Genomic DNA, 21,332 nt, shown 5'->3' with positions numbered 1-21,332 from the left:
GATCCGGACTATGCACGGAATGATCAAGCAGCGGACACTGCCTCGATCTAGGCCCGCCCCAGGTCAGGTCGGGTGCGTCAGCTCAAGCGCTACTGCCTTCCTAAACCGTGTGTCGCTAGCGTGATCCCGCTAGGGCTCCCTCTGGAGCCCGTTCAGTAGCTGACACGATGCGGATCATGAGCGCGGGCGCCTAGGACCCTGCCCTACTGGGGAGGCCTACCGCCGAACGGCCAACGGCGTGGACGAGCGCGATCAGCGGAGCATGTTCGATTCGCGGTGCCGGCTCACGGAAGGCTGTGGCGGACGATCATGGCCTCCACGGCTTCCTTGCCCGCCACCAGACTCGCGCCGGTCAGCTCGCGGTACATCTTGATGGCCTGGATTTTCTTCCCCGCCTGGGCCAACTCGTTGACCAACGCCATACTCGGTGGCAACCGGCTCCACGGCGGAGGCTCTCGCCGCAGCCACAGTGCCTCGCGCCACGTCATCCCGGACACCTTGCGCAGCACCCAACTGATGACCAGCAACCCGACGAACTCGACACCGACAGCGGCCAGGCCACCGCCATCATGACCGAGAAGCCTCTCGTCGATGAGGTACCGACCCAACCCAAGCGACACACCGACCAACGGAAGCCCATCGGCGACCCGGCGCAACTTCTGTCGATCCACCTGCCGCCCCCTTCGCCTGTTAAGCATCTCACGACAAGGCTCACGACCAACAGACCGCGAGGCGCGAGCACGATCCATACGTCCGTCGTGGTCCCGACGCCTGACGATTGATGATGGTGCCATTGGGGTCCGGGGCGTCGAGCTGGACGCCGCCTGCCGGCCCGCGCCGGAGCTTGCCGTCAGGGTCCTCAATGACGTCGCGGCGCCCTTTGAGGAATGAGGGATTTCCAGTCCCGGCAACGCCTGAGTGACTATCTGGGTGACGACGGGTACGAGCGACGGCGGACGCCCACGGACGATCGTGGACGGTTGCCGCAGGTAGATGCCCATGACAGCGCAGGTCGGCGAGCTGTGTTGGTTGCCTGGGGGTCAAGGGGTCGTCGGTTCAAATCCGGCCGTCCCGACAGCGAGAGGGTTTCCGCAGGTCAGCGACTTGCGGGAACCCTCTTCTCATTGCTTGGCATGGATGCCCGGTCTAGCACGCCGCTGTTGGACTCCTTGACTCGGGCAGGTTGTCATGCCACTCCTCGATCTTCAGAAGCTCACCGTCGGACTGTCCCGGACCTGGGCCGGGTTCATTCGGGACTGGGACCGGTCGCTGCGGGCCGGGAACTTGTGGGGCTCGTAAAGTCGGTTCGGCTACGCTGCCTGCGAATACTCGTTGATCAGCCCGCCGAGGATTGGTCGCCGGTGGACCCGAGCGGCGTTGAGGTCAACGGCATGCGGCGCAGGTTTCGGTGGCCGCTGATCCAGCGATTTGGTGTGGTCGATGGCCGTTGTAGTGGCGGGTGTACTCAGCGAGCACGGCAGTGAGGTGGCGCTCGCTGACGATGAGCATTCGATCGGTGCACTCCCGGCGTACGGTGCCCACCCACCGCTCGGCGAAGGCGTTTGCGCGGGGTGCCTGCGGCGGGGTCTTGATCACCTCGATGCCGTCCGCGGTGAACACCGCGTCGAAGACGGCCGTGAACTTCGTGTCTCGATCGCGGAGCAGGAACCGCAGCCCCCCTGCGCGCTGGTCGAGGTCCATCAGTAGATTCCGTGCCTGCTGGGCCACCCAATCACCAGTTGGATGGGCGGTCACCCCAACCACGTGGACTTGGCGGGTGGCGATCTCGACGAAGAACAGCACGTAGATCCGCTTGAGCGCCACGGTGTCGACGGTGAAGAAGTCACATGCCAGGATCGTGTGGGCCTGGGCGGTCAGGAACTGCTCCCAGGTGGGTCCGGATCGCCGGGGTGCCGGGTTGACGCCGGCGTTGTGCAGGATCTTCCACACCGTGCTGGCCGCGACCCGGTAGCCCAGGCCGGTCAGTTCACCCTGGATCCGGCGGTGCCCCCAGGTCGGGTTCTCCGCCGCAAGCCGCAGCACCAGGTCACGGACCTGTTTGTCGACCGGCGGCCGGCCCGGCCGGGCATGCGGGTACGTCCACCGCCGGGTGACGAGTTCACGATGCCACCGCAGCAGCGTGGCCGGGGTGACGAAGAAGGCCGACCAGCGCGGGCGGGGCAGCAGCCGCGACAGCGCCGCCAGCACCACCCGGTCGGCCGGTTGCAGATCGGGGCGGGTCACCTGTCGGCGCAGCACCGCCACCTGATGGCGGAGCACCAGGATCTCCACATCCTTCGCCTCACCGTCGGAGGCGATCTGGGACAACATCTGCAGGATCAGGCGAAGCAGCAGGTACGGCAACGACGCGCTCATGCCGACGAACATGCCGGCTGCGCCAGACTTGAGCTCGCACAGAACCGCACTTCAGACGACCGAACCGAATATTCGAGCCGCACAGGTCGCGTGGGTGTTGCTCCGGCTCTGTCGCCACCGGTAGGTGTGGTGCTCTATCGCCTGTCTCCAGTAGTGATCGCTGCTGCGGCCACCGATGTGCCCGATCGTCTGAGTGGCGGCGAGGGCGATGACCGAAGGGAGCCCGGTTGCTGTGGTCAATCGTTCGATCATGGGGCGCTGCTCCGACGTACCGACGATCCGGAGCGCCTCGATGACGGTCAGCGCCTCTTCCGTCGGGCCGCTGGCGGCGCTGATGGCCAGCTCGGAGGCGAGCGCCGCGGCGAGAGGCTGACGATACGGCGTGCCGGAGAGCAGCATCGCGGCGTACATCCGGACGTCGAAGACCGGGCTGAACAGCATCTCGTCCAACAACGCCGGGAGCAGTCGGTCGTGGAAATTGGGCACCGCGAACGGTGTCCGAGCCAACGTCGCGCCCACGAGCCGGGTGACCAGTACCCGGGCTGCGTCCTCGTCGGCAGGGCGCCCGGCCTCCAGCGCCGGCTGGGCCGGGCCGAGGGTCCGCGCCCGGCAGAGTTGCGTCGTGAACCGTGCGGAGTCCGTTGGCAGCCGCCATAGCAGCTCGGCGGCGAGCGGCTGCGCCCCTCTCGTAGGTGGCAGGGTCGAGCACCAGGTCTTGGACGACCGGTAGGAGCCGCTGTAGCTGCGGTCTGGTGAAGTGTCCGTACCGCAGCTTCCGGACACAGCCGAGCAGGGCTCCGTACTGAGCCCGGTCGTTGGTGGGGTTGGCGAGTTGCGCGAGCAGGTGCCGGCTCGCGTCCGGATGGGAGCTGCCGTCGAGGATGCTCACCGTCTCGACGAAGACCTGACCCGTCCGGTCGGCCGCGAGGTCGGCGCAGGCGGCGATGGCGGCCTGTTGGCCGACGGGGTGAGCCAGGAGCCGATCGAACGCTTCGTGACGCTGCATCCATGCCAGCCCGTCGGCGATGATCATCTCTGACAGCAGTCGCTGCGCCATCTCGCGCCAGGCCGAATGTGGCGTGATGACCTGGCGTGGGGCCGCGGCCAGCTGTGCGGTCAGCTCGTCCCATTCCGACCCGGTCACGATGCTGTCGGAGAGGATGAGCTCCAGCAGTTGCTCAATGCGCGCCAGCTTTTCGGCGGCGTGCGAATTTGCACCTCTGGCTAGCAGGGGAGAAGCGCTGACATCCGGTGCGAAGTGCCGGTAAATGGTGTCAAGAAGTGCAACGAGACTGCCGTCAGGAAGGTCGAGCAACTGCTCGTAGCGCCCTACGGCCAGGAACGGAACACGTACCGCCGCCGTTTCCCAGCGGGAAATACGGTAGACGCTGGTGCGTTCCTGCCAGCAACCGCCCTGGAATGCGTCCGCGAACCCGGTGGCTGCCGCCCAGTCTCCTTCTTGCCCATGCAGCCGGTTGACGCGGAGCAGCCATGCGGCCCGGTCCTGGTGCGGTGGCCAGCCGGGTCGGACGGGTGTCTGGCGCGGTGAGCGGGGCGGTCGACCTCGACGCCCAGTGAGTCGACTCCCGCTACCCACAGCGCATTTATTGCACGCCGTTCAGCGGAGTGTAACAGCGCGGCCACGAACTGACACTGAACGTACCTTTGGCTGGCCGCCCAACCAGGACCGCCAATATCCGAGTGAAAGCTCCAGGTCGAGTCGGGGTCATTTCGCCATGGATTCGGTGTTGGTTGGCACGGGGTGGCCCGGACGTCAGCAGGGAGGACGGATGGAGATCATTCGCACCAGGAAGATATCGGAGCTGGTCGCAACGGCCGGGTCGATGTCCCGTATCCCAGCGCAGCGCGGCGACACCGAGGGCGTGGGTCCCGAGGCGGTCCAGTCACCGCGTATGCCGTCACTCGAGCAGGCGATCCGGACCGTGCCGGTGCCGGGGGCGCCGCCCCCGTTGTCCCGCGAGGGGGCCGCCGTAGGTCTCGCCTTCCTCGACATGGCGTTGCGGCAGAACCACATTCGCCGGCTCACCGAACGGCTTTCCTTCGTCGAGCACGGCGTGGCGAGCAGGACCACCGAGGTGGACGTCCGGTTGAGCCTGCTGGACCCGAGCCAGCGGGAGGCCAGCCACCTGTTCCAGCGCCTCAGCAGCCGCAGCGCCCGGGACCCGGAACAGGAGCAATCCGCCACGCCCACCATCTGGGTACCGGTGACGCGCATCTCGAGGTTGAGCGTCTCGCCGATCGACGTCGTTGACGCGGCCGGGAACAAACTTCCCCGCCTGACCCAGTACGAGACGTCCCGACTGCTCGCGTCGGGTCTGTACCGACTGTTGAAGGGCATCCTGTCCAGCCGGCCGGAGTCGCGCCAACCGTCCAACGTGAGCCGGCTGCTCCGCGAGGAACAGGCCCGATGGCTGCTCCAGGCCGCCCTGCTCGCGCTCTTGACCGATCGCAGCAGGCCGTTGGGTGACGTCGAGCAGGACGAGCACCGCATCCTTCGGCCCCCGGCAGCCAGCGCCTCCGAAGCCCACGACTGCCGAGAACTCGTCGTGTCCGTGCTGCGCCAGTACGGGCCGCAGCTCGAGTCGTACGCGGACCTGCTCGACGTGGCCCTCAACAACTACCTCCTGGTCACCGCCCTCGACCTGGCCAAGGACGACCACCTGCTGAGCTACGACGCGCCGGTACATCTGAGAGAGCAGGGCCGCGCCGCCGACCGCGCCAGCGTCTGGTTTCGCTCGACTTCGGCCCGTTACCGCATCCAGTACCTGGCGCGGATCCCCGCGAGCCTGCGCTCTTACCACGTGGTCGCCGAAACCGAGCCCGGCGTCCATATCGAGGCGATGTCTCTCGTGACCGACGTGGACGAGGCGAACGCGACGGAGCTGACCGCGGATCTGCGCGCCCTCGCCGACCGGCAACGCAGGCACAAGCCGCGGCGGCAGACCGAGGCCCGCCTGCTGGAACTCGAACTGCAGTCAGCGCTGGGTCGCCTCTCCGAACTTCTCCGATCCCGGCGATGGGACGCCAGCCAGGCCGGGCTGGAGATGACGGACGGTGCGCTTCGGGGCAGCAGCCGGTTGGCGGACCTCTACCTGTCGGCTGAGTCGCTGGTCAACGAGCAGGACAGGATCGAGGCGCCTCTGCTGACCAACCCCACCCTGACCGCCGACAATCTCGATCAGGCGGCCGACGAGATCGAAGCACAGCAGCTCGGTTCCGACTTCTCGGTGGAGAACGACCAGGCGAGCAGCCGGGCGCACGCCTACTGGCGGCGCACCTCACCCCGATCGTCCGACGGCGAACACACCTCCGTGACCTGCACGCTGACCCTGCGAGACGCGACCGGGGTGCGCCCAGGCAGCGTCATCGCCTTCGCGCTCGCCGTGGCCACCACGATCTACCTGGTCGGCGCTCTGCTCGCGGGAAGTCCGTGGCCCTACGGCCGTTCTGCCAACGGTTCCTCGAACGCGGACGCGGTGGTCGCGGTACTGCTGCTGGTGCCCGGATTCCTCTACACGAGGCTCGACCTCCCGATGCGACACACGATTCTCGGGCACCTTCGGCGACAGTCCCGGCGCTTGGCGCACCTGTCCATCGCGTCGGCCGTGGGAGCCTCCGCCGTCATCGCCACCGACGTCCACGGCTCCGCGCTGGGCGGGATGCTCGCCCTGACGACGGCGCTTCCGCTTCTGGCGGCGGCAATCCTGCACCGGCGCCTTGCCAAGCACCGCGACCTCGCACCCGCCCGCCTGTCCGCTCCGAGATGGCTTCTTACGCCGGCCGCCAAGCCAGTGCCGACGGACGCCGTTTTCCAATCGACTGGATGGCATCATGAGTGACGAAGAAGAAGCCTCCCCCGCCGCGCTGGCCGATCTCGCCCGAGCCGGATTTCTGATGGCGAGGCAGTCCCTAATGCAGGTGAACTTCGAGGTGCACCACGTCCTGGACCGGGGCGGCTACCTCCGTGACCTGTTCGACGACCGGGTTGCTGCCGGCCGGTCTCGGCTACCGCAACCCGACCATGGCGTGGCGAACGGCAGCCGCGAAGCGCCGCCACCACCGGGCCAGACTCCGCGCGAGACCCTCTCCGCCGCCGCGCACGGGGTCGGGCTGGTCATCGGGACGTACGTCGGCGCACTTCCGCAGGGCATGCAGCGTCGGCGCCGGGGCAGCGATCTTCCGGTGGCACTCAGAGTCGATGACCGGTCGTCCGACTCGTGGGTCTTCCAGGGCACCGCATGGCCCAACCCGACCTTCATCTACGAGTCGGGGCAGAAGTTCGAGGGCCTCATCCTGATCCAGGAGAAGACCACCCGGTGGTCGAGCTTCCAGAGCCGGGCGATCGCCGAGTTGATCGCGGAGGTATCGAGGATCGCCGCCGAGCACAAGGCACCTCTGCTGTCCGTGCAGGGCCCGGTTCAGCTGCCCGCTCGGCCCGACGACGCGGAATGGCCGGTACCGTCCGTCGTCGCGGTGCGTTTCGCCATGGCGCTCCGACGTGCCGGCGCCGAACGGCGCCTCAAGCTCTCCGAGGCGTTCGCGGAGTTCGCCGGCAAACGCGGTTACGGGTTCTGGCGGGCCGACATCCGGCCGGGCCACCGGCAAGGCAACTGGTATCTGGTCCGCCCGCACGACCGGTCGAGGGCCGAGCAGTACGCGGCCCGGGCCCGATGGGACGACGCGGAACCGCGGTGTTCCCTGCCCATCACCTTCGTCGGACCCGCCCGCGTCGGATCGACCAGCGCAATCATGTCCTACCTTCGCGAGTTCCCCGAACTGGGCGTGCTGGCCTGCTCGATCATCTCGCTGGACGACCTCGCCTTCATCCACCTGCAACTCGCCGTCAACCGGCTCCCACCCGGAGGAACCCAGGAGTTCGAGAGCGACCTGCGCCGTCGTGTCCGATCGGCGGGCGGGGACGACATGGAGGGCCGGACCAGTGCTCCCCAGGATTTGCTTCCCGAGATCCTGCCGCTGGTGACGGGAAACGGCAATGGCAAGCCCGGCCTTGACAAGCTCACCGGCCTGACTGACCGCGCAGGAGACTATCAGGCCCTCACCGGGCCGACCATGCTCGTTCGACACGAGGGGAATGACCGCATTCCACTCTGGTTCTCTTGGCGGGCCGCCGGCACCGACGACGGTCTTGCCGCACCCCTGATCGCCTTCATGGACGCACTCGCGGTGACGGGCCTAGCTCCCGCCGGCGGGGGAGCGAAGGAGATCGGGGACCAGCCGAATCTCGACTACCTGGTGTGCCGGGATGTCGGCGAGTCGACGCTGCGCGGGCGAGGGAAGATCACTCTTTCCCGCCGTATCCTCCGTCAATTCGCGGACACCAGACCCGACGTCATCGGCCCCCGGATATCCACCAACCTGGAGGATGCCTGGCGCGTGGAACTGGGCCGATACGCGCTACCGGGCGGCGTGGAAGTCTCGGTGGCGTGGATGGAGTATCGCCTCAACAACTCGACCACCTTGATGTGATCCCAGCCGGTGCGGACATCAGGGCATGGTTGTCGGGGTTGCCGCGCCGACGGCGCCGCCGAAGAACACCATGATCGTGAAGGCGATCATCGGGCCGACGAACACGTAGCCCACGACCAGTCCGGCGACCGCCATGCCGTGGTCGGACCTCCTGCCGTCCCGAGTCTCCGCGAGGGCGAGATGGCCGAGAACGACGGCGAGGATGCACGGCAGCCCGAACAGGCACCAACCGCCGAGCACGCCGAGGATCCCGAGCACCATCGACGCCGTCGCCATGCCGGAGGTGAGCGGCGGCCGCCCCGACCACCTGCTGCGCCGCCTGCGGGTAGCCGGTGGGCTGGTAGGACCGGCGGGTACGGGCGGGAAAGGCCTGCCGCCGGCGGGGTACGGTCCCGGGACGCCAGAGACCGGCGGCTGCGGACGGTAGGGGTCGTGGCCAGGCTGCGGGTAGGTCATCGTCCGGGTTCCGTTCTTCCGTTGAGGCGGGTGAGCAGTGCGCTCACCTCGGTGTGCAGGCGACGCAGCTCCGCCACCGTCGGGGCTAGCTCGTAGCAGTGGTGGTGCGCGGCGGCGGACAGGGTCGCCCAGGCGAGGGCCACCCGGCGGGCGGTCTCCGCGCCCGGCCCGAGCCGGCTGCGGAGCATCAGCTGCTTCGCCCGGCACCGCCGGTGGCCACGGTCGGCTTCATCCGCCGCCAGTAGGCGTCGATGCCGCCTTTCAGGGCGAGCCGGGTTCCGCGAACTCCGTGCCCGGGCGAGCGTCCCGATCGATTCGGTGGCCTGACGGCGGCTCTTGACAGGGGCGACACGATGCAGGCGTGAGCCTCCGCCCACACCCCCGCCCTACCCCGGCGCCCTGCCCGCGCCGTCGGGGCGGGGAGCGGGGCGGTGGGTCCTCGGCGCCGTCTTGGTCATCATGGTGGGGCAGTCCGATAGATCACCACCGCGCCAGTGCGTCGGGCGTAATCGAGCACCCGGCCAGGGAGAAGCGGCTGGTCGTCAGACTGTCGAGATGCTCTGCAGGCATGTATCCGTAGAAGGTGGCGTCACCGCCATCGGAGACGGTGACCTGCGCGCACGCGAATCGCGGCTGCGCACCCCGGCGGACGGCGATCTCGAGTGTCGGTCGCGGATGGCAGAATCCCGCTCACTGCCCGGCGGGAGGAGATCAACATGGGCTGGCTGGCGGCCGATGCCGACTACGAGGTGAGCCTGGACCGCGGGAAGGTCATCGCGCGTAACCGTCAGGGCAGGCAGCTCAAAAGCCTACCGAAGGCGTTGCGTGATGCCGACGTGGTGGTCGGCTTGCGGCAGCTCTCGGAGTGGTTGAAGCGGCACGACATCTCCTGCAGGCGGGAGGTTGAGCAGTGGATGGTGCGGTGCCTGCCCGTGCCGACCACAGTGATCTGCGAGGTGTGGGCCGACGAGGCGTGGCGGACACCGCTGCGTGACGTGGTCGTCGTGCCGATCGACGACGCGGGGCGATGGGACACCGACCGCGCGGGGTTGCTGCGTGACCCGGACCCGGAGAAGGGCCTGGGTGTGGTGGACCTGGACGGCGAAAGTGGCCGGCTCACCGCCGCGCAGGTGGTGCTGCCGCACCCGGTTCGCCTGCCCGACTTGGCGGATCTGCGGGAGTTCGCCGCGGACCTCGGGGTGCGGCAGGAGACGTTGCAGCTGTTCCGGGAGGTGTGGGCGCGGCCGGAATCAGACGACGAACGGCGACGGGAGCTGTCCCGGTACGCCGGCGGTCGCTACAAGGAGTTGCGCCACGTGCAGGCGCGGGCGACGTCGGCGGGCTACCGCGTGCAGGGTGGCGCCGCGTCGGTGCGGATGTGGGAGGACGGCGTTCCGATGGTCGCGTCGGTGTGGATCGGTGAGGGCGATCCGCTGTACGAGACCGAGACCGGCCCACTCTATTTCACCGACGCGTCGGGGGAGGCGGTGGCATTGGCGGCTGTGGGGCCGGTGGCGTGGTCGGAAGGAATGCGGATGGCGGCAGCTCTGTACGCCGGCCGGGTTGTCGACGAGGACGGTGAGCAAGCGTGAGTGAGGCACTGGTGGAGGCGGGGGCGATCCTGCCTGGCGGTGAGGCGCAGGCCGGACGTGACGTGGTGACCGCCCGCCGCTACAGCCATCCGGCGCTCACCGGTCGGACCGTGGTCCGCCTGGCCGGGGCGACGCTGGGCGAGGCCGAGGACCTGTCGATGGAGTTCCTCGGCTTCAGCCGTACCGCCGAACCCACTGGGGTGGGCACCGCCCGGCGGCAGTCGCTCGGGTTCCCTGCATGGGCGTTGATCAACGATCCGGGGAACGGCCGGCACGCGTTGGCGATGGTGAAGGACATGGCGCGGCTGGCCCGCACCGCCGTCTCCAAGCCGGGCAACGCCCGCGAGGGCTACCAGCAACTGGCCACTCGGCTGGGCGCGGCGGCGCCGCATTTCCTGCCGACGTTCTGGGAGCAGGCCGGGCGCGCGTTCCTCGCCGCCGACAACCCGCGGATGGCCGGCGGCTGCTTCGCCGAGGCCCGGCGGGCCGAACAGATGCACGGGCTCGCAGTTGACGAGGAGCGGCTGCGGGAGGTGCATCTGGAGTTCGCCTTCGCCGGCGCGCTGACGGCGAAGATGCTGACCGAGTACTCCCGCGCGGTTGCGGCACGGCGGCCGGCGCTTGAGGCGTACGAGCTGGTGCGGACCCTTGCCATTCGTCGCGTCGCTGGTGGGTTGCCGCCGTACGCGGGAATGGCCGAGGACCTGCGGCGGCTGGCGAAGGCGGCCGGCGTGGACGTCGAGGAGCAGGCCGAAGCGGTGATCCGGCAGCTGCTGGCGTTCCCCGCGATGGCTCGCTCGAGCGAGCCGGTGTGGAAGGCGTACCGCAAACCCCTGATGCGGCTGGCCAGGCGGGACCCGGCGGTGCGTACCCGGTTGGTGGAGATGTTCCCCGAGCCGCCGGGCTGGTCGGCGGATGTCACCGACTTCTGGCTGGAGCTACTGACGGCGACCGGCACGCTCGATCTGCTGCGGGACGAGGCGGCCACGGTGTCCGCGGCGCGATGGCTGGAGCGGCTGATGGCGCTGCGGGAACGGCGCAGCCGACGCCGTTGTGAGCGGCTCATCCGTGTGATGGCGGACCTGGTGCCGCGGCTGCGGGCGGAGGGCCGGCCGGTGAGGTTGTGGAGCGACTTCGCCCACCGGGCCGACCTGGACGTTCTCGACGTCTGCCTGGCCGGCGGGGTGCCGGTGGCGGTGGAGACAGACAGCAGTGCGTTCAACGTGTCCGCCTGGGTGCAGGACGACGGTCCCGGCCGGCGAGACCTGCGGGCCGTGGCCACCGACCCCGGATGTCGGGTGCTGCTGGCGCGTGGGGCGGCCGACGCGCTGTCGGGGCTGCACAGCAGGCACGGATCGGGGCCACTGCCGGCGCAGCTGGTCACCGAGACGCTGGGAGCGGCCGGCCTGCGCGAGGTGCTGTCCGAGCTGCTCGTCGAACGGGCTGCCCGGGTGCCGGAGGGTACCCTGATCGGCTTGGACGAGGCACTGTCCCAGCTCGCGGCCGTGTGGTCGCCCGCCGGTGTGGCGTTGGCACCGGAGGCGTTCGCGGCCTTGGCGACGGTCGACGTGCCTGCGGTGCTCGCCCGGTCGTTGCGCGCCGGCCTGGTCGCGGAGCTGTCCTGGCCGGCCTACGAGCAGGTGGCCGAGGACAAGCTCGGCCGACGCTTCGGCGACGGTTGGCCGCAGCTGGTGGTGCAGGACAACCGGACGGCGCACGTCGTCGACGTCAACGCTCCGACCAGCGAACACCTCTTCCGTTATCCGCCTTCGGACAGCCCGCACGCGCGCAACTCCTACGCCGACACCACCTGTCGGCTGGTCGACGGGCAGCTCCGGGTCACCTGGTACAGCACCAGTGGCCGGCTTGTCGGCTACTGGTCCGCCGACCCGGACGTGCTGGTTGAGCACGACCAACCGACGGACCACGCCCTGTGGGGCCGGCGGTCCCTGCCGTTGCCGCTGCCCGACGGCGCGATGACCACGGGCGGTCGGCCCTGGCACGCCGGGGACACCCGCGGCCCGGCCGCGACGTATCCGGTCGCGAGTGACGGCGTCTCGTTCTGGCGCTGCGAACGGCCCACCGACTCGACGGCCGGTGAGCGGCGCTGGCGGGAGTACGACCCGGCGACGGGCGAGGGCGGCCGCTACAGCCTGCCCGCGTTCTTCGCCGCCGACCTGCCCCCCGACGCTACCCTCCTCGCTGACCTGTGTGAGTTGCGGCCGGCACCGGCAGAGTTCGCCTCGTCGCCGCTCGGCTGGCGCGACGGGCTGGTCGGGTGGCGGGTGGCCCGGCTGTCGGACGGCACGCAGGTGGGGGAGGGGGTTGACGGGCGGCGGGTGTCCTGGCATCCGACCGCGGTCCGGGCCAGCCGCAACCCGTTCCACGGTGACGCCCTCGTGGCGGGGCTCCAGCTGCCGGGCACCGACGTGGTGCTTCCGGTGACCGGGCGGCCTCATCACCGGGCCGAGTTGGAGCTGACGGTGTGGAGCGCCGACGGCCGCGAGCCGGTGGACCGTTGCAGGACATCCCGGTACCTGCCGCCGCTGGCCTGGTGGCACGCGCTGGGTCCGCGCGACGGGCGGGGCTCGGCCCGCCTGCGGCGTTTCGACGCCGCCGACGCGGCCCGGCTGATGGCGATCGACGACTCCGTCACGAAGTCCACCGAGATCAACGCGGTCGCGCTGGCCATCGTCACCGAGGTGCTGACGGAGGTGAGCGACCCGGTCCTGCGTACCGTCGTGGCGGAGAAGGTGGTTCGCGCGGTACGCCTGCGCCGGCGGCTGGAGGGGCTGCCACAGCTGTTGGCGACCGACCGAGTCGAGGAGACCACGGTCGAGACCGTCGCCGATGACCTGCTGCGCACCGCCTGGTCGGGGCTGCTGCCGGCGGAAAGGTTCACCTACTACTCGGGCAACGCCCAGACACGGCGCGATGTTCTCCGGCAGGTCACCGCGGTCGCCGACCTTCTCACGGCCGGGACGGTCGACGACGTACCGGAAGCCAGCCCGACGTGGGTGGACGCCCTCGGCGGCCTTGGCGCCCTGGCCGTCCGCGCCGCCGCACCGGTCACCGACGAGCAGGAGCGGGCCGCTCTGACGCAGTTGCTGTCCACCCTGGCCGGTACCGTCCTGTCCGACCCGGCGCAGGCCGTGCGGGTGCTCACCGCGAGCTGGGACGAGGCACCTCCGGAGGGTCAGAGGACCGTCCAGCGCGACGGTGGCCAGGTCACGGTGCTGCTGCCGGAGCGCGGCCCCACCTGGTACGCCTGGCAGGGCAAGCAGTGGCGGCGTACGGCCGTGCAGTTGTCCCCGGACGGGCGGTTCGCGCCGCCCTCCGGCGCCACCGTCGAGGCGGAGACCGTCGCGGCGGGCTGGCGCGGCGCAGATCGCATCGCGGCGTTCTGCCGGCTGCTCGCCGAGCACGGCCCGGTCCCCTGGCGGGCGGAACGCGTCGACGACCTGGTGCAGCGCACCGGCATGACGCGGGCGGAGGCCGCCCTGCTGCTGGCCGGTCTTCCCGGCATAGACGAGTGGCAGGCGAAATTCCTCACCGCCGAACAGCGGCGCGTCCTCGGGGTGAACACCACGCAGGCGCGCGCGGCCCGCGACGCATTGAAGTCCCTGTCGTACGGGCAGCGGATCGCGCTGGTGGACGCGGCGATGCCGCGTGACCCGGCCGATCTGTGGCGGCGGGGCCTGGACGTCGACAGCCTCGCGACCGCCTGGCTGGCACTGCGCGGCGCCCGCGTCGTCATCAGCGAGCAACTGCTCGCCGCCGCCACCCGCATCCTGCCCACGACCCAAGCGGCCGACATCCTGCAGACGATCGCCGATCCGGCACCCGGAAGCTGGTTGACCACCGACGGGGAGAGCCACCCCGGCGACTGGGGCCGATTGGAGACCACCGCCAGCAGCGGAACGCCGTTCGACGGCAACCACCTCTACGGGTGCATGGTGGCGCTGCTGTGGCTGGCCTACGAGCTGCCGTGGGGTGTCCCGATGCGCGACACTCTGCCTCGGGCTCTGGAGCTGCTGCGGGAACGGTTGCGCAACCCACGGCTGCTGATCGGCGCCGGGCGACACGAGGTGGACGAGCCACCCCAGGTGGGGCCGGCGCTGGTGCCCGGGCACGCCTTCCGGGACACGATCGTGCACCATCTCGCCCCGGCCCGCCTCAGCGGACCGCACGACCCGGCGGTCAGCTTCATCTCCGGACCGGTCGCGGACACGCTGCGGCTGGTGCTCTCACCGGACATCACCGCCGCGCTGTCCACCCCCGACGGCGCCGGCGGCGAACACCGCGACCCGCGGGTCAGCACACCCGAGCTGGTCGACGCCGTCGCAGTTCACACCGGCCTCGACCGTGACTCGGCCAGCTACTACCTGCAGCTGCTGGCCCTGCCCAACCCCACCGACGTCAACGTGCGGACCTGGAACGCCTGGAAGCCCGCCACCCTCAAGCAGGCCCAGGCGGCTCTTCTCGACTCCGGCCTGGTGCTGGCGGGCAAGCGGGAACGGGCCGGCCGTGGCGTCTTCCTGCCCGGCGGCTGGCTCGCGGCGAAGACCCCCAACCCGCCCATGGAGACCTGGAAGCAGCCGCTGTACCTGTTCCTCAACGGACTGACCCTCGTCACCCGCACCACGCCGGAGCTCTTCCGGGCAGCCTGGGATCGCGTGACCGCCGGCGACAACCCCCGCTACCTCGACCTGCAGGAGAAGGCGTGAACACCCGACAGATCGACCCGCCGGAGCACCTGTACGCCGACGAGCTGGCGTTCCTGGCTGCCGCCGACCGTGGTTCCCGCCCGCCCGGCTGGCGGCTGACCCCTCATGCCGTGGTCACGTTCATCGCCGGCTCCGCCGGCCGCCCCGTGCCGGGCCCCGACGGCCGTCAGGTCACCATCGCGCCGAAGTTCGTGGGGGAGCGGGCCCTAATCGAGCGGTGTGTGGTGACCCTGGCCGGTGAGCGGGGCCTGCTGCTCGTCGGTGAACCGGGCACTGCCAAGTCGATGCTGTCCGAGCTGCTCGCCGCGGCGATCTGCGGCACAAGTGCCTTGGCCGTGCAGGGTACGGCCGGCACCACCGAGGAACAGCTGCGCTACGGCTGGAACTACGCCCTCCTGCTGGCCAAGGGGCCATCCCGGGAGGCGCTGGTGCCCTCACCGGTGCTCACCGCCATGACCACCGGCGCCGTCGCCCGGGTCGAGGAGATCACCCGCTGCCTGCCCGAGGTGCAGGACGCGCTGGTGTCGATCCTGTCCGACCGTCGGTTGGTCCTGCCCGAACTCGCCGACGACCCCGTCGCCTACGCCGCTCCCGGCTTCTGCGTCATCGCCACGGCGAACCTGCGGGACCGCGGCGTGTCCGAGATGTCCGCGGCGTTGAAACGGCGGTTCAACTTCGAGGTGGTCCCGCCGATCGCCGACTTCGACGCCGAGGTCGCCCTCGTCACCCGACAGGCCCGCGCCACCGTCCAACGGGTCGGCGCCGCGTACACGGTGGACGAGGCGGTGCTGGAAACACTGGTGACCGCCTTCCGTGACCTGCGCACCGGCAGCACCGTCGAGGGCTGGGAGGTGGAGCGCCCGTCCTCGATCATGAGCACCGCCGAGGCGGTCGCCGTCGCCGCGTCGATCGGCCTGTCCACCGCGTATCTGCCCGGCCCGGACCCGCTGTCCCGGCTCCCCGGGCACCTGGTGGGCGTCGTGCGCAAGGACGACCCGGCCGACCACGCGCGGCTGTTGGCGTACTGGGACGGCGCCCTGCGCCGCCGCGCCGAGGCCGGCGGCCGGATGTGGCGGCAGCTGTGGGAACAGCGCGATGTCCTCCGTGACTGACGACATCAAGGCTGACGACCCGCGCGCCGCCGTCACACGTCTCACCGACACCGGCCGCATCACCCTGATCGGAGTGCGGCACCACTCGCCAGTGCTCGCCGCCGCAATCCCCGCACTGTTGGACGCGGCCGCCCCGGAGGCGGTGCTGGTCGAGTTGCCCGCCGACATGCAGCCGTGGCTGACCTGGCTGGCGCACCCCGACACCCAGGCCCCGGTCGCGCTCGCCGCCGCCGACGGCGACGAGGGCGGACCGCTGGCGTTCTACCCGTTCGCCGACTTCTCCCCCGAGTTGGCCGCGCTGCGCTGGGCGCAACACCGAGGCGTGCCGGCCCACTGCTGCGACCTGCCGCTGACCGACCCGGCCTGGCAGGAACGCCCGGCCGTCGGCCCCCGGGCGAGCGGCTACGCCGACACCGTGCGGGCCGCCCTCACCGGCCGGACGGGAGACGACCTGTGGGACCGCTGGGTCGAGGCCGCGGCCCCCGGCTCACCGCCCGAGGCGGTACGCCGATCGGCGCTGGCGGTCGGCTGGGCGCTGCGTACCGATGCCGCCGCCGGCGGAATCGGCGCCCTTGACCAGCGGCGCGAGGCATGGATGCGACAGCGCATCACGGAAACCCCCGGCCGCCTCGCCGTCGTCGTCGGCGCCTTCCACGCCCCCGCCCTGACCACACCCGGTCAGCCATCGCCCACCACACCACCGACACCCGATGCCGAGCCGCCACGGCGAGCCCCGGTCATCTCGCTGGTGCCCTACTCGTTCGACCTGCTCGACGCGCGGTCGGGCTATCCCGCCGGGATCCGCGATCCTCGCTGGCAGCAGGCTGTCCACGAGGCTCACGCCGACCCCACCGCGCTGGCCGCCCGCCTGCGCGGCTTTACCGTCGAGATCACCCGGCACCTGCGGGACCAGGGACACCCCACGGGACCGGCGGAGGCCGCCGAAATCACCCGGCTCGCCCACGATCTAGCCCGGCTGCGGAACCTGCCCACCGCCGGACGCGGTGAACTCATCGAAGCGTTGCAGACCGTCCTCGCCCAAGGCGAGCCGGTCGGCCGCGGCCGAGCGGTCGCCGCCGCCATGCAGCACACCCTGATCGGACAGAACCGCGGTCAACCCTGCCCGGACACACCCGTCTGCGGGCTGACGCCCGCGACCACGGCTCTGCTGCAGCAGTTGCGCCTGCCCGGCCCCGGTGACCCGCCCCGCACCGTTCGCCTTGATCCACTGCGTACCCCGCTCGGCCGGCGACGAGAGACCACCCTGCAGCGACTGCGGGCCTGCCAGGTGCCCTACGCCGAGCCCGCCGAGACCACCACGGCCGACACCCTCACCACCCGCTGGCGGCTGCACTGGCAGCCCGGCACCGAGGCCGCCCTCGCCGCCGCCAGCCCACACGGCGTCACCCTCGCCCAAGCCGCCGCCGGCATGCTGAACACCCGGCGCCGCCGAGAGGTGGCCGACGGCGGCCCCACCGCCGCACAAGCTGTCACCGGGCTCGCGCGCGCCGCCGCCTGCGGCCTGCCCGACGCCGTCAACGTCCGCCTCGCCGACCTGCACACCGCCGTGACCGGCACCGCCACCCTCGCCGAACTCGCCACCGCCAGCCAACTGCTCCAGCGGCTGCAACGCGGGCACATCCCCGCCACCCCGTCACCACCGGCCGGCCTCGACGAGCACCTGACCCACCTGCACGCCGCAGCAGTCCGCGCCGTCGACGGGCTCGCCGGATCCACCGACCCGGGGGACGCCCGCGCCCTGCTCGACCTCGTCCGGCACGCCGACGACAGCGGCCACCTGCTGCGGCTCGGCGACGCCGTCAGCCGCCTCGCCCGCGACGGATCACCGCTGATGCGGGGAGCGGGCCACGCCGTCCAGGTGCTACTCGGCCTCGCCGACCCCCACGCCTTCGGTGCGGCCCTGGCGTCCTGGACCGAGATGTCCGCCGCCGAGTGCACCGACCGACTCCGCGGAGCGCTCAGCGTCGCCGGCGCCCTGCTCGAGGCCGGCGGGGACACACTGGCCCCGCTGCTGGACACCATAGACGGCTGGGACGACGACCACTTCATCCGCCGGCTGCCCGCGCTGCGCGGCGGCTTCGACGCGTTGAGCCCCGCCGATCGGGACCGTCTTCTGGACACCGTCCGTCACCGCATCGGTGACGTCGACACGACGGTGAGCGTCTCACCGGGCCTGCTCGCCGACTGGCTCGCCGTCGACCAGTCCGGCCGGCAGGCCCTGACCGCCCTCGGACTGCCTGCGGGCAGAGGCGACAACACCGCCGAGTGGTCGGCTCCACCACCGTCCCCGGCAGAACCCCGCCCGGCTTCCCGACCGCAGACGCTGCCCGCCGCGCAGCGCTGGCGGCTGCTGCTCGGCCGCCGCCCCGACGACCTGCCACCGGACGCCCGCCGGCTCGCTACCGCCCTCGATGAGCTGTACGGCAGCGGCAGGGGAGAAGGCTCCCACACCGCCCGACCTGGCGGCGGACGGCAACCCGCATATCCCCAAGTGCGTGACTGGGCCGACGACCTCGAAGCGCTGTTCGGCGCGGCAGTACGCGACGAGGTGCTCGCCCGCGCCGCCGAACGCGGCCGCGCTGACGCCCTCCTCACCATCGCGCCCGAAAACGTCCGACCCTCGGTGGAACTGCTGCACACCGTCCTGGCCCTGGCCGGCGGTCTGCCCGAGGCGCGGCTGCACCGACTGCGCCCACTCGTCGCCCGGCTCGTCGCCGAGCTGACCGAGCAGTTGGCCAGACAGATCAGACCGGCACTTAGCGGGCTTGCCACACCACGACGCAGCCGCCGACCCGCCGGGCGCCTCGACCTCGGGGCCACCGTCCATGCCAACCTGCACACCGCACACATCGACTCCCGCGGCGCGGCTCAGATCCGCCCCGAACGGTTCGTCTTCCGCAGCCGCGGTCGACGCAGCGTCGACTGGCAGGTCATCCTCCTCGTCGATGTATCCGGGTCGATGGAACCGTCCACGATCTGGGCGGCGCTGACCGCGTCCGTCCTCGCCGGCGTGACGACCCTGCGAACCCACTTCGTCACCTTCTCCACCGAGGTCGTCGACCTGACCGACCGGGTCGTCGACCCGCTCAGCCTGCTGATGGAGATCAGCGTCGGCGGCGGCACCCACATCGCCGCCGCCCTGCGCTACGCCCGGCAGATCGTCACCACCCCCAGCCGCAGCCTCGTCGTGCTCGTCAGCGACTTCGAAGAGGGACATCCCATCGGCGGACTACTCGCCGCCGTCCGGGCACTCGCCGACGACGGCGTCACCCTGCTCGGCTGCGCCAGCCTCGACGACCGGGGCCAACCCCGCTACAGCACCGCCGTCGCCGGGCAACTCGTGGCCGCCGGGATGCCCATCGCCGCGCTGAGTCCCACCGAACTCGCCCGCTGGATCGGAGACCAGGTCCGATGAGCCTGCCCGCCGTCGCACCACACGTCACCGCCGACGCCGTCGCCGCTCTCCCCACCCGGCTGCGGTCCAAGCTCGACCAGGCTCTCGAGAAGCAGCCGAGCTGGACAATCACCACGTCCGACTCCGGCGCGACGATCGCCATCGACGACCACGTCACCGTCACCCTCACCACGCCGGTCGACACCGCGGACCGAGCCGCCTGCAACTGCCTGCTCGCACCACGCTGCCTGCACCGGGCCGCGGTGCTCAGCGCCGCACCCGTCCTGACCACGCACCCACACCACGCGGCCGCAGCCGGACCGGACGTGGCCACCACCGAAGCCGTCGTGACCACCGAAGCCGACCCGCCCGATCCCACCGCCCCGTCCACCACCGCCGACGAGAAGGCCGCCGCCACCCAGGTACGCGACGTCGCTGCGCAGATCCTCGAACACGGGGTGGCAGGCGCCGGCGCGGTGACCCAGGCGGACCTGCTCCGCGCCATCCACCAGGCCCGCGCCATCGGACTGCCCCGACTGGCGACAGCCGCGACCAGAGTGGTTGAACAACTCCGCGCAGCCCGCCGGAGCACCCCCGAATTCCGGCTGGCCGACCTCACCGAGGATCTGCGCGAGGCACTGACCGTCTGTCACCTCCTGAGCGAAGGCATCGGTGACCAGCGAGCCGCCCGGGGCACCAGCCGGCGCGGCTACGGCCCGGTCGGCGATCTGCACCTGTACGGGCTGTGCACCGAGCCGCTGCGCACCACCACCGGCCACGTCGGCGCGATCAGCTACCTGACCGACGGCGATGCGACCATCTGGAGCCTGGCGCAGGCACGCCCCGGCGATGGCGAAACAGCCCGCAAGGCCGCTCACGCAAGCGTCAACCTCGGCGACGTGACGCTCAGCCACCGCGAGTTGGGCCGCGCCGGGATCATCGCCGTCAACGCCCATGCGTCCGTCGACCGGCACCTCAGCCACGGCAGGACAGTGCAGGCCGTACGAACCACAGGCCGCAGCTGGCACGAGGAACCAGCCGACGCCCTCTGGCGGCAGCCGGTCCCCGAACAGGCCGCCCGCTGGCTGAACGCTCTCGACCTCGCCCAACACGAGCGGCCCGCCGGCCACGACCTCGCCTTCCTCGACGGTGTCCTCACCGCCGACCGCCGAGGGCTACTCCTGCAGACGGCGCAACTGCCGGGGCCAGTCATCGTTCTCGCCCCACACGATGATCCGGTGCTTCCGTACGTCGCGAACCTGCGCCTGCTCGCCGCCCACGCCACCGGGATGCCGGTACGGATGATCGGACGCTTCCACGGACCCCGCCAGGTCCACGGTCTCGCCGTTGCCGGGACCTGGCTGCCGGACCGTTTCGGCGGACATGTTGACCTTGGCATCGACCAGCTGCAGCGCGCCGACCTACCCGGCACCGCAACCACGGAGCCTCCGGGCGCCGACCAACCTCAACCGCCGCTGCATCTCCTCGCCCACCACCTACAACGAGTTGTTGCCGCCGGCCGCAGTGCCCTGATGCCGGACGTCGATCGGGACGCGCGGGCGCTGCTGGACGCCCAGCTGCCGACAGCCGCGTCCGTGCTGCGGGAGCTACGGCGCGCGGGCCACCGGCGTCGCCGCGACGCGTTCGGCCGTTTGAACCAGAAGGACTCCACCGTCCTGGCGGTGGCCTGGCTGACCGCTGCCGCCTATCAGCACGCTGCGGCTACAACCGCAACCGCAGGATCATGGCAATCCAACCGAGGCTGCGAGGTAGACGACAATGCTCACCGCACTGAAGGTCGCGCCTGACAGCCGTCAGCCTGATGCTGCCCCTGTGCTGTCCACCAGTTGAGGGCGAGCAGGCGAGCCTCCGGGTCGCGAGCTGCGACCGCGACAATCACGCTGGGCTGAGGCCGGCTGCCTCGACCTCTTTTCCGCACGTAGCAGGATCGTCGGCCGGTACCGCCCCGAGTCATGGATACCGGGTCGCCATCGCCCCTCCGACATGAACTCCCGCGACAGCGGAAGTCACGCGCTGCTCGTCTGCCTGCTGAGGGCAGGGGAGTCGCTGGTGGCGGGGGAGTGGTGCGACGACTCCTTTACTCGGCCGGTTTATGCTTCAGGCGACCTGGGCAAACGTGCGTGAG

Annotated in this window: 13 protein-coding genes; 8 read left to right on the top strand and 5 right to left on the bottom strand. The window is 70.8% G+C overall.

The annotated features are described in order from the left end of the window. Positions 1-284 precede the first annotated feature (284 nt). From Q2K19_RS32125 to Q2K19_RS32115, 3 genes are all read right to left on the bottom strand, one after another. Positions 285-671 carry a hypothetical protein gene (locus Q2K19_RS32125; RefSeq protein WP_302766114.1) on the bottom strand — a complete coding sequence of 129 codons (387 nt, stop codon included), beginning with the start codon at positions 669-671 and terminating at the stop codon, positions 285-287. Between the two features lie 712 nt (positions 672-1,383). Then, complete coding sequence (locus Q2K19_RS32120) at positions 1,384-2,376, bottom strand: integrase core domain-containing protein (RefSeq protein WP_302766113.1); 993 nt, start codon at positions 2,374-2,376, stop codon at positions 1,384-1,386. Between the two features lie 51 nt (positions 2,377-2,427). Then, positions 2,428-2,895 carry a hypothetical protein gene (locus Q2K19_RS32115; RefSeq protein ID WP_302766111.1) on the bottom strand — a complete coding sequence of 156 codons (468 nt, stop codon included), beginning with the start codon at positions 2,893-2,895 and terminating at the stop codon, positions 2,428-2,430. Between the two features lie 313 nt (positions 2,896-3,208). On the opposite strand from Q2K19_RS32115, the gene Q2K19_RS32110 reads away from it, so the two are divergent. The 3 genes from Q2K19_RS32110 to Q2K19_RS32100 all read left to right on the top strand — a co-directional run bounded on the left by Q2K19_RS32110 (position 3,209) and on the right by Q2K19_RS32100 (position 7,884). Next, the gene (locus Q2K19_RS32110; protein ID WP_302766110.1) at positions 3,209-3,415 is read left to right on the top strand and encodes a hypothetical protein; all 207 of its coding nucleotides are present in this window, start codon (positions 3,209-3,211) and stop codon (positions 3,413-3,415) included. 751 nt (positions 3,416-4,166) lie between these two features. Further along, a complete protein-coding gene (locus Q2K19_RS32105; RefSeq protein ID WP_302766109.1) occupies positions 4,167-6,236 on the top strand; it encodes a hypothetical protein in 2,070 nt (689 codons plus the stop codon). Next, positions 6,229-7,884: a hypothetical protein gene (locus tag Q2K19_RS32100; protein WP_302766107.1), complete on the top strand. Its 1,656-nt coding sequence runs from the start codon at positions 6,229-6,231 to the stop codon at positions 7,882-7,884. The genes Q2K19_RS32105 and Q2K19_RS32100 overlap by 8 nt, the downstream gene beginning before the upstream one ends. Before the next feature lie 18 nt (positions 7,885-7,902). On the opposite strand, the gene Q2K19_RS32095 is transcribed toward Q2K19_RS32100, so the two are convergent. Together Q2K19_RS32095 and Q2K19_RS32090 are read right to left on the bottom strand one after the other, a co-directional pair. Continuing rightward, positions 7,903-8,160 (bottom strand): DUF4190 domain-containing protein, encoded by a 258-nt coding sequence (locus Q2K19_RS32095; RefSeq protein ID WP_302766106.1) that lies wholly within the window; start codon positions 8,158-8,160, stop codon positions 7,903-7,905. Between the two features lie 176 nt (positions 8,161-8,336). Further along, complete coding sequence (locus Q2K19_RS32090) at positions 8,337-8,528, bottom strand: hypothetical protein (protein ID WP_302766104.1); 192 nt, start codon at positions 8,526-8,528, stop codon at positions 8,337-8,339. Between the two features lie 528 nt (positions 8,529-9,056). On the opposite strand from Q2K19_RS32090, the gene Q2K19_RS32085 reads away from it, so the two are divergent. The 5 genes from Q2K19_RS32085 to Q2K19_RS32065 all read left to right on the top strand — a co-directional run bounded on the left by Q2K19_RS32085 (position 9,057) and on the right by Q2K19_RS32065 (position 20,994). Then, positions 9,057-9,932: a DUF4132 domain-containing protein gene (locus Q2K19_RS32085; RefSeq protein WP_302766102.1), complete on the top strand. Its 876-nt coding sequence runs from the start codon at positions 9,057-9,059 to the stop codon at positions 9,930-9,932. Beyond that, positions 9,929-14,659, top strand: coding sequence for a hypothetical protein (locus Q2K19_RS32080; protein WP_302766100.1), 4,731 nt, complete (start codon positions 9,929-9,931; stop codon positions 14,657-14,659). The genes Q2K19_RS32085 and Q2K19_RS32080 overlap by 4 nt, the downstream gene beginning before the upstream one ends. After that, a complete protein-coding gene (locus tag Q2K19_RS32075; RefSeq protein WP_302766099.1) occupies positions 14,656-15,771 on the top strand; it encodes an ATP-binding protein in 1,116 nt (371 codons plus the stop codon). Before Q2K19_RS32080 ends, Q2K19_RS32075 begins: the two co-directional genes overlap by 4 nt. Continuing rightward, on the top strand, positions 15,755-19,207 hold the full coding sequence (locus tag Q2K19_RS32070) for a DUF5682 family protein (protein ID WP_302766098.1): 3,453 nt from the start codon (positions 15,755-15,757) through the stop codon (positions 19,205-19,207). The genes Q2K19_RS32075 and Q2K19_RS32070 overlap by 17 nt, the downstream gene beginning before the upstream one ends. A 305-nt stretch (positions 19,208-19,512) precedes the next feature. Further along, positions 19,513-20,994: a hypothetical protein gene (locus tag Q2K19_RS32065; RefSeq protein ID WP_302766096.1), complete on the top strand. Its 1,482-nt coding sequence runs from the start codon at positions 19,513-19,515 to the stop codon at positions 20,992-20,994. Positions 20,995-21,332: the final 338 nt, after the last annotated feature.

The sequence above is a fragment of the Micromonospora sp. NBRC 110009 genome (assembly GCF_030518795.1).
In the GTDB taxonomy this organism is placed as follows: Bacteria; Actinomycetota; Actinomycetes; order Mycobacteriales; family Micromonosporaceae; genus Micromonospora.
Note: the sequence above shows the minus strand (reverse complement) of the source record. Positions and strands in the feature narration are given on the sequence as shown.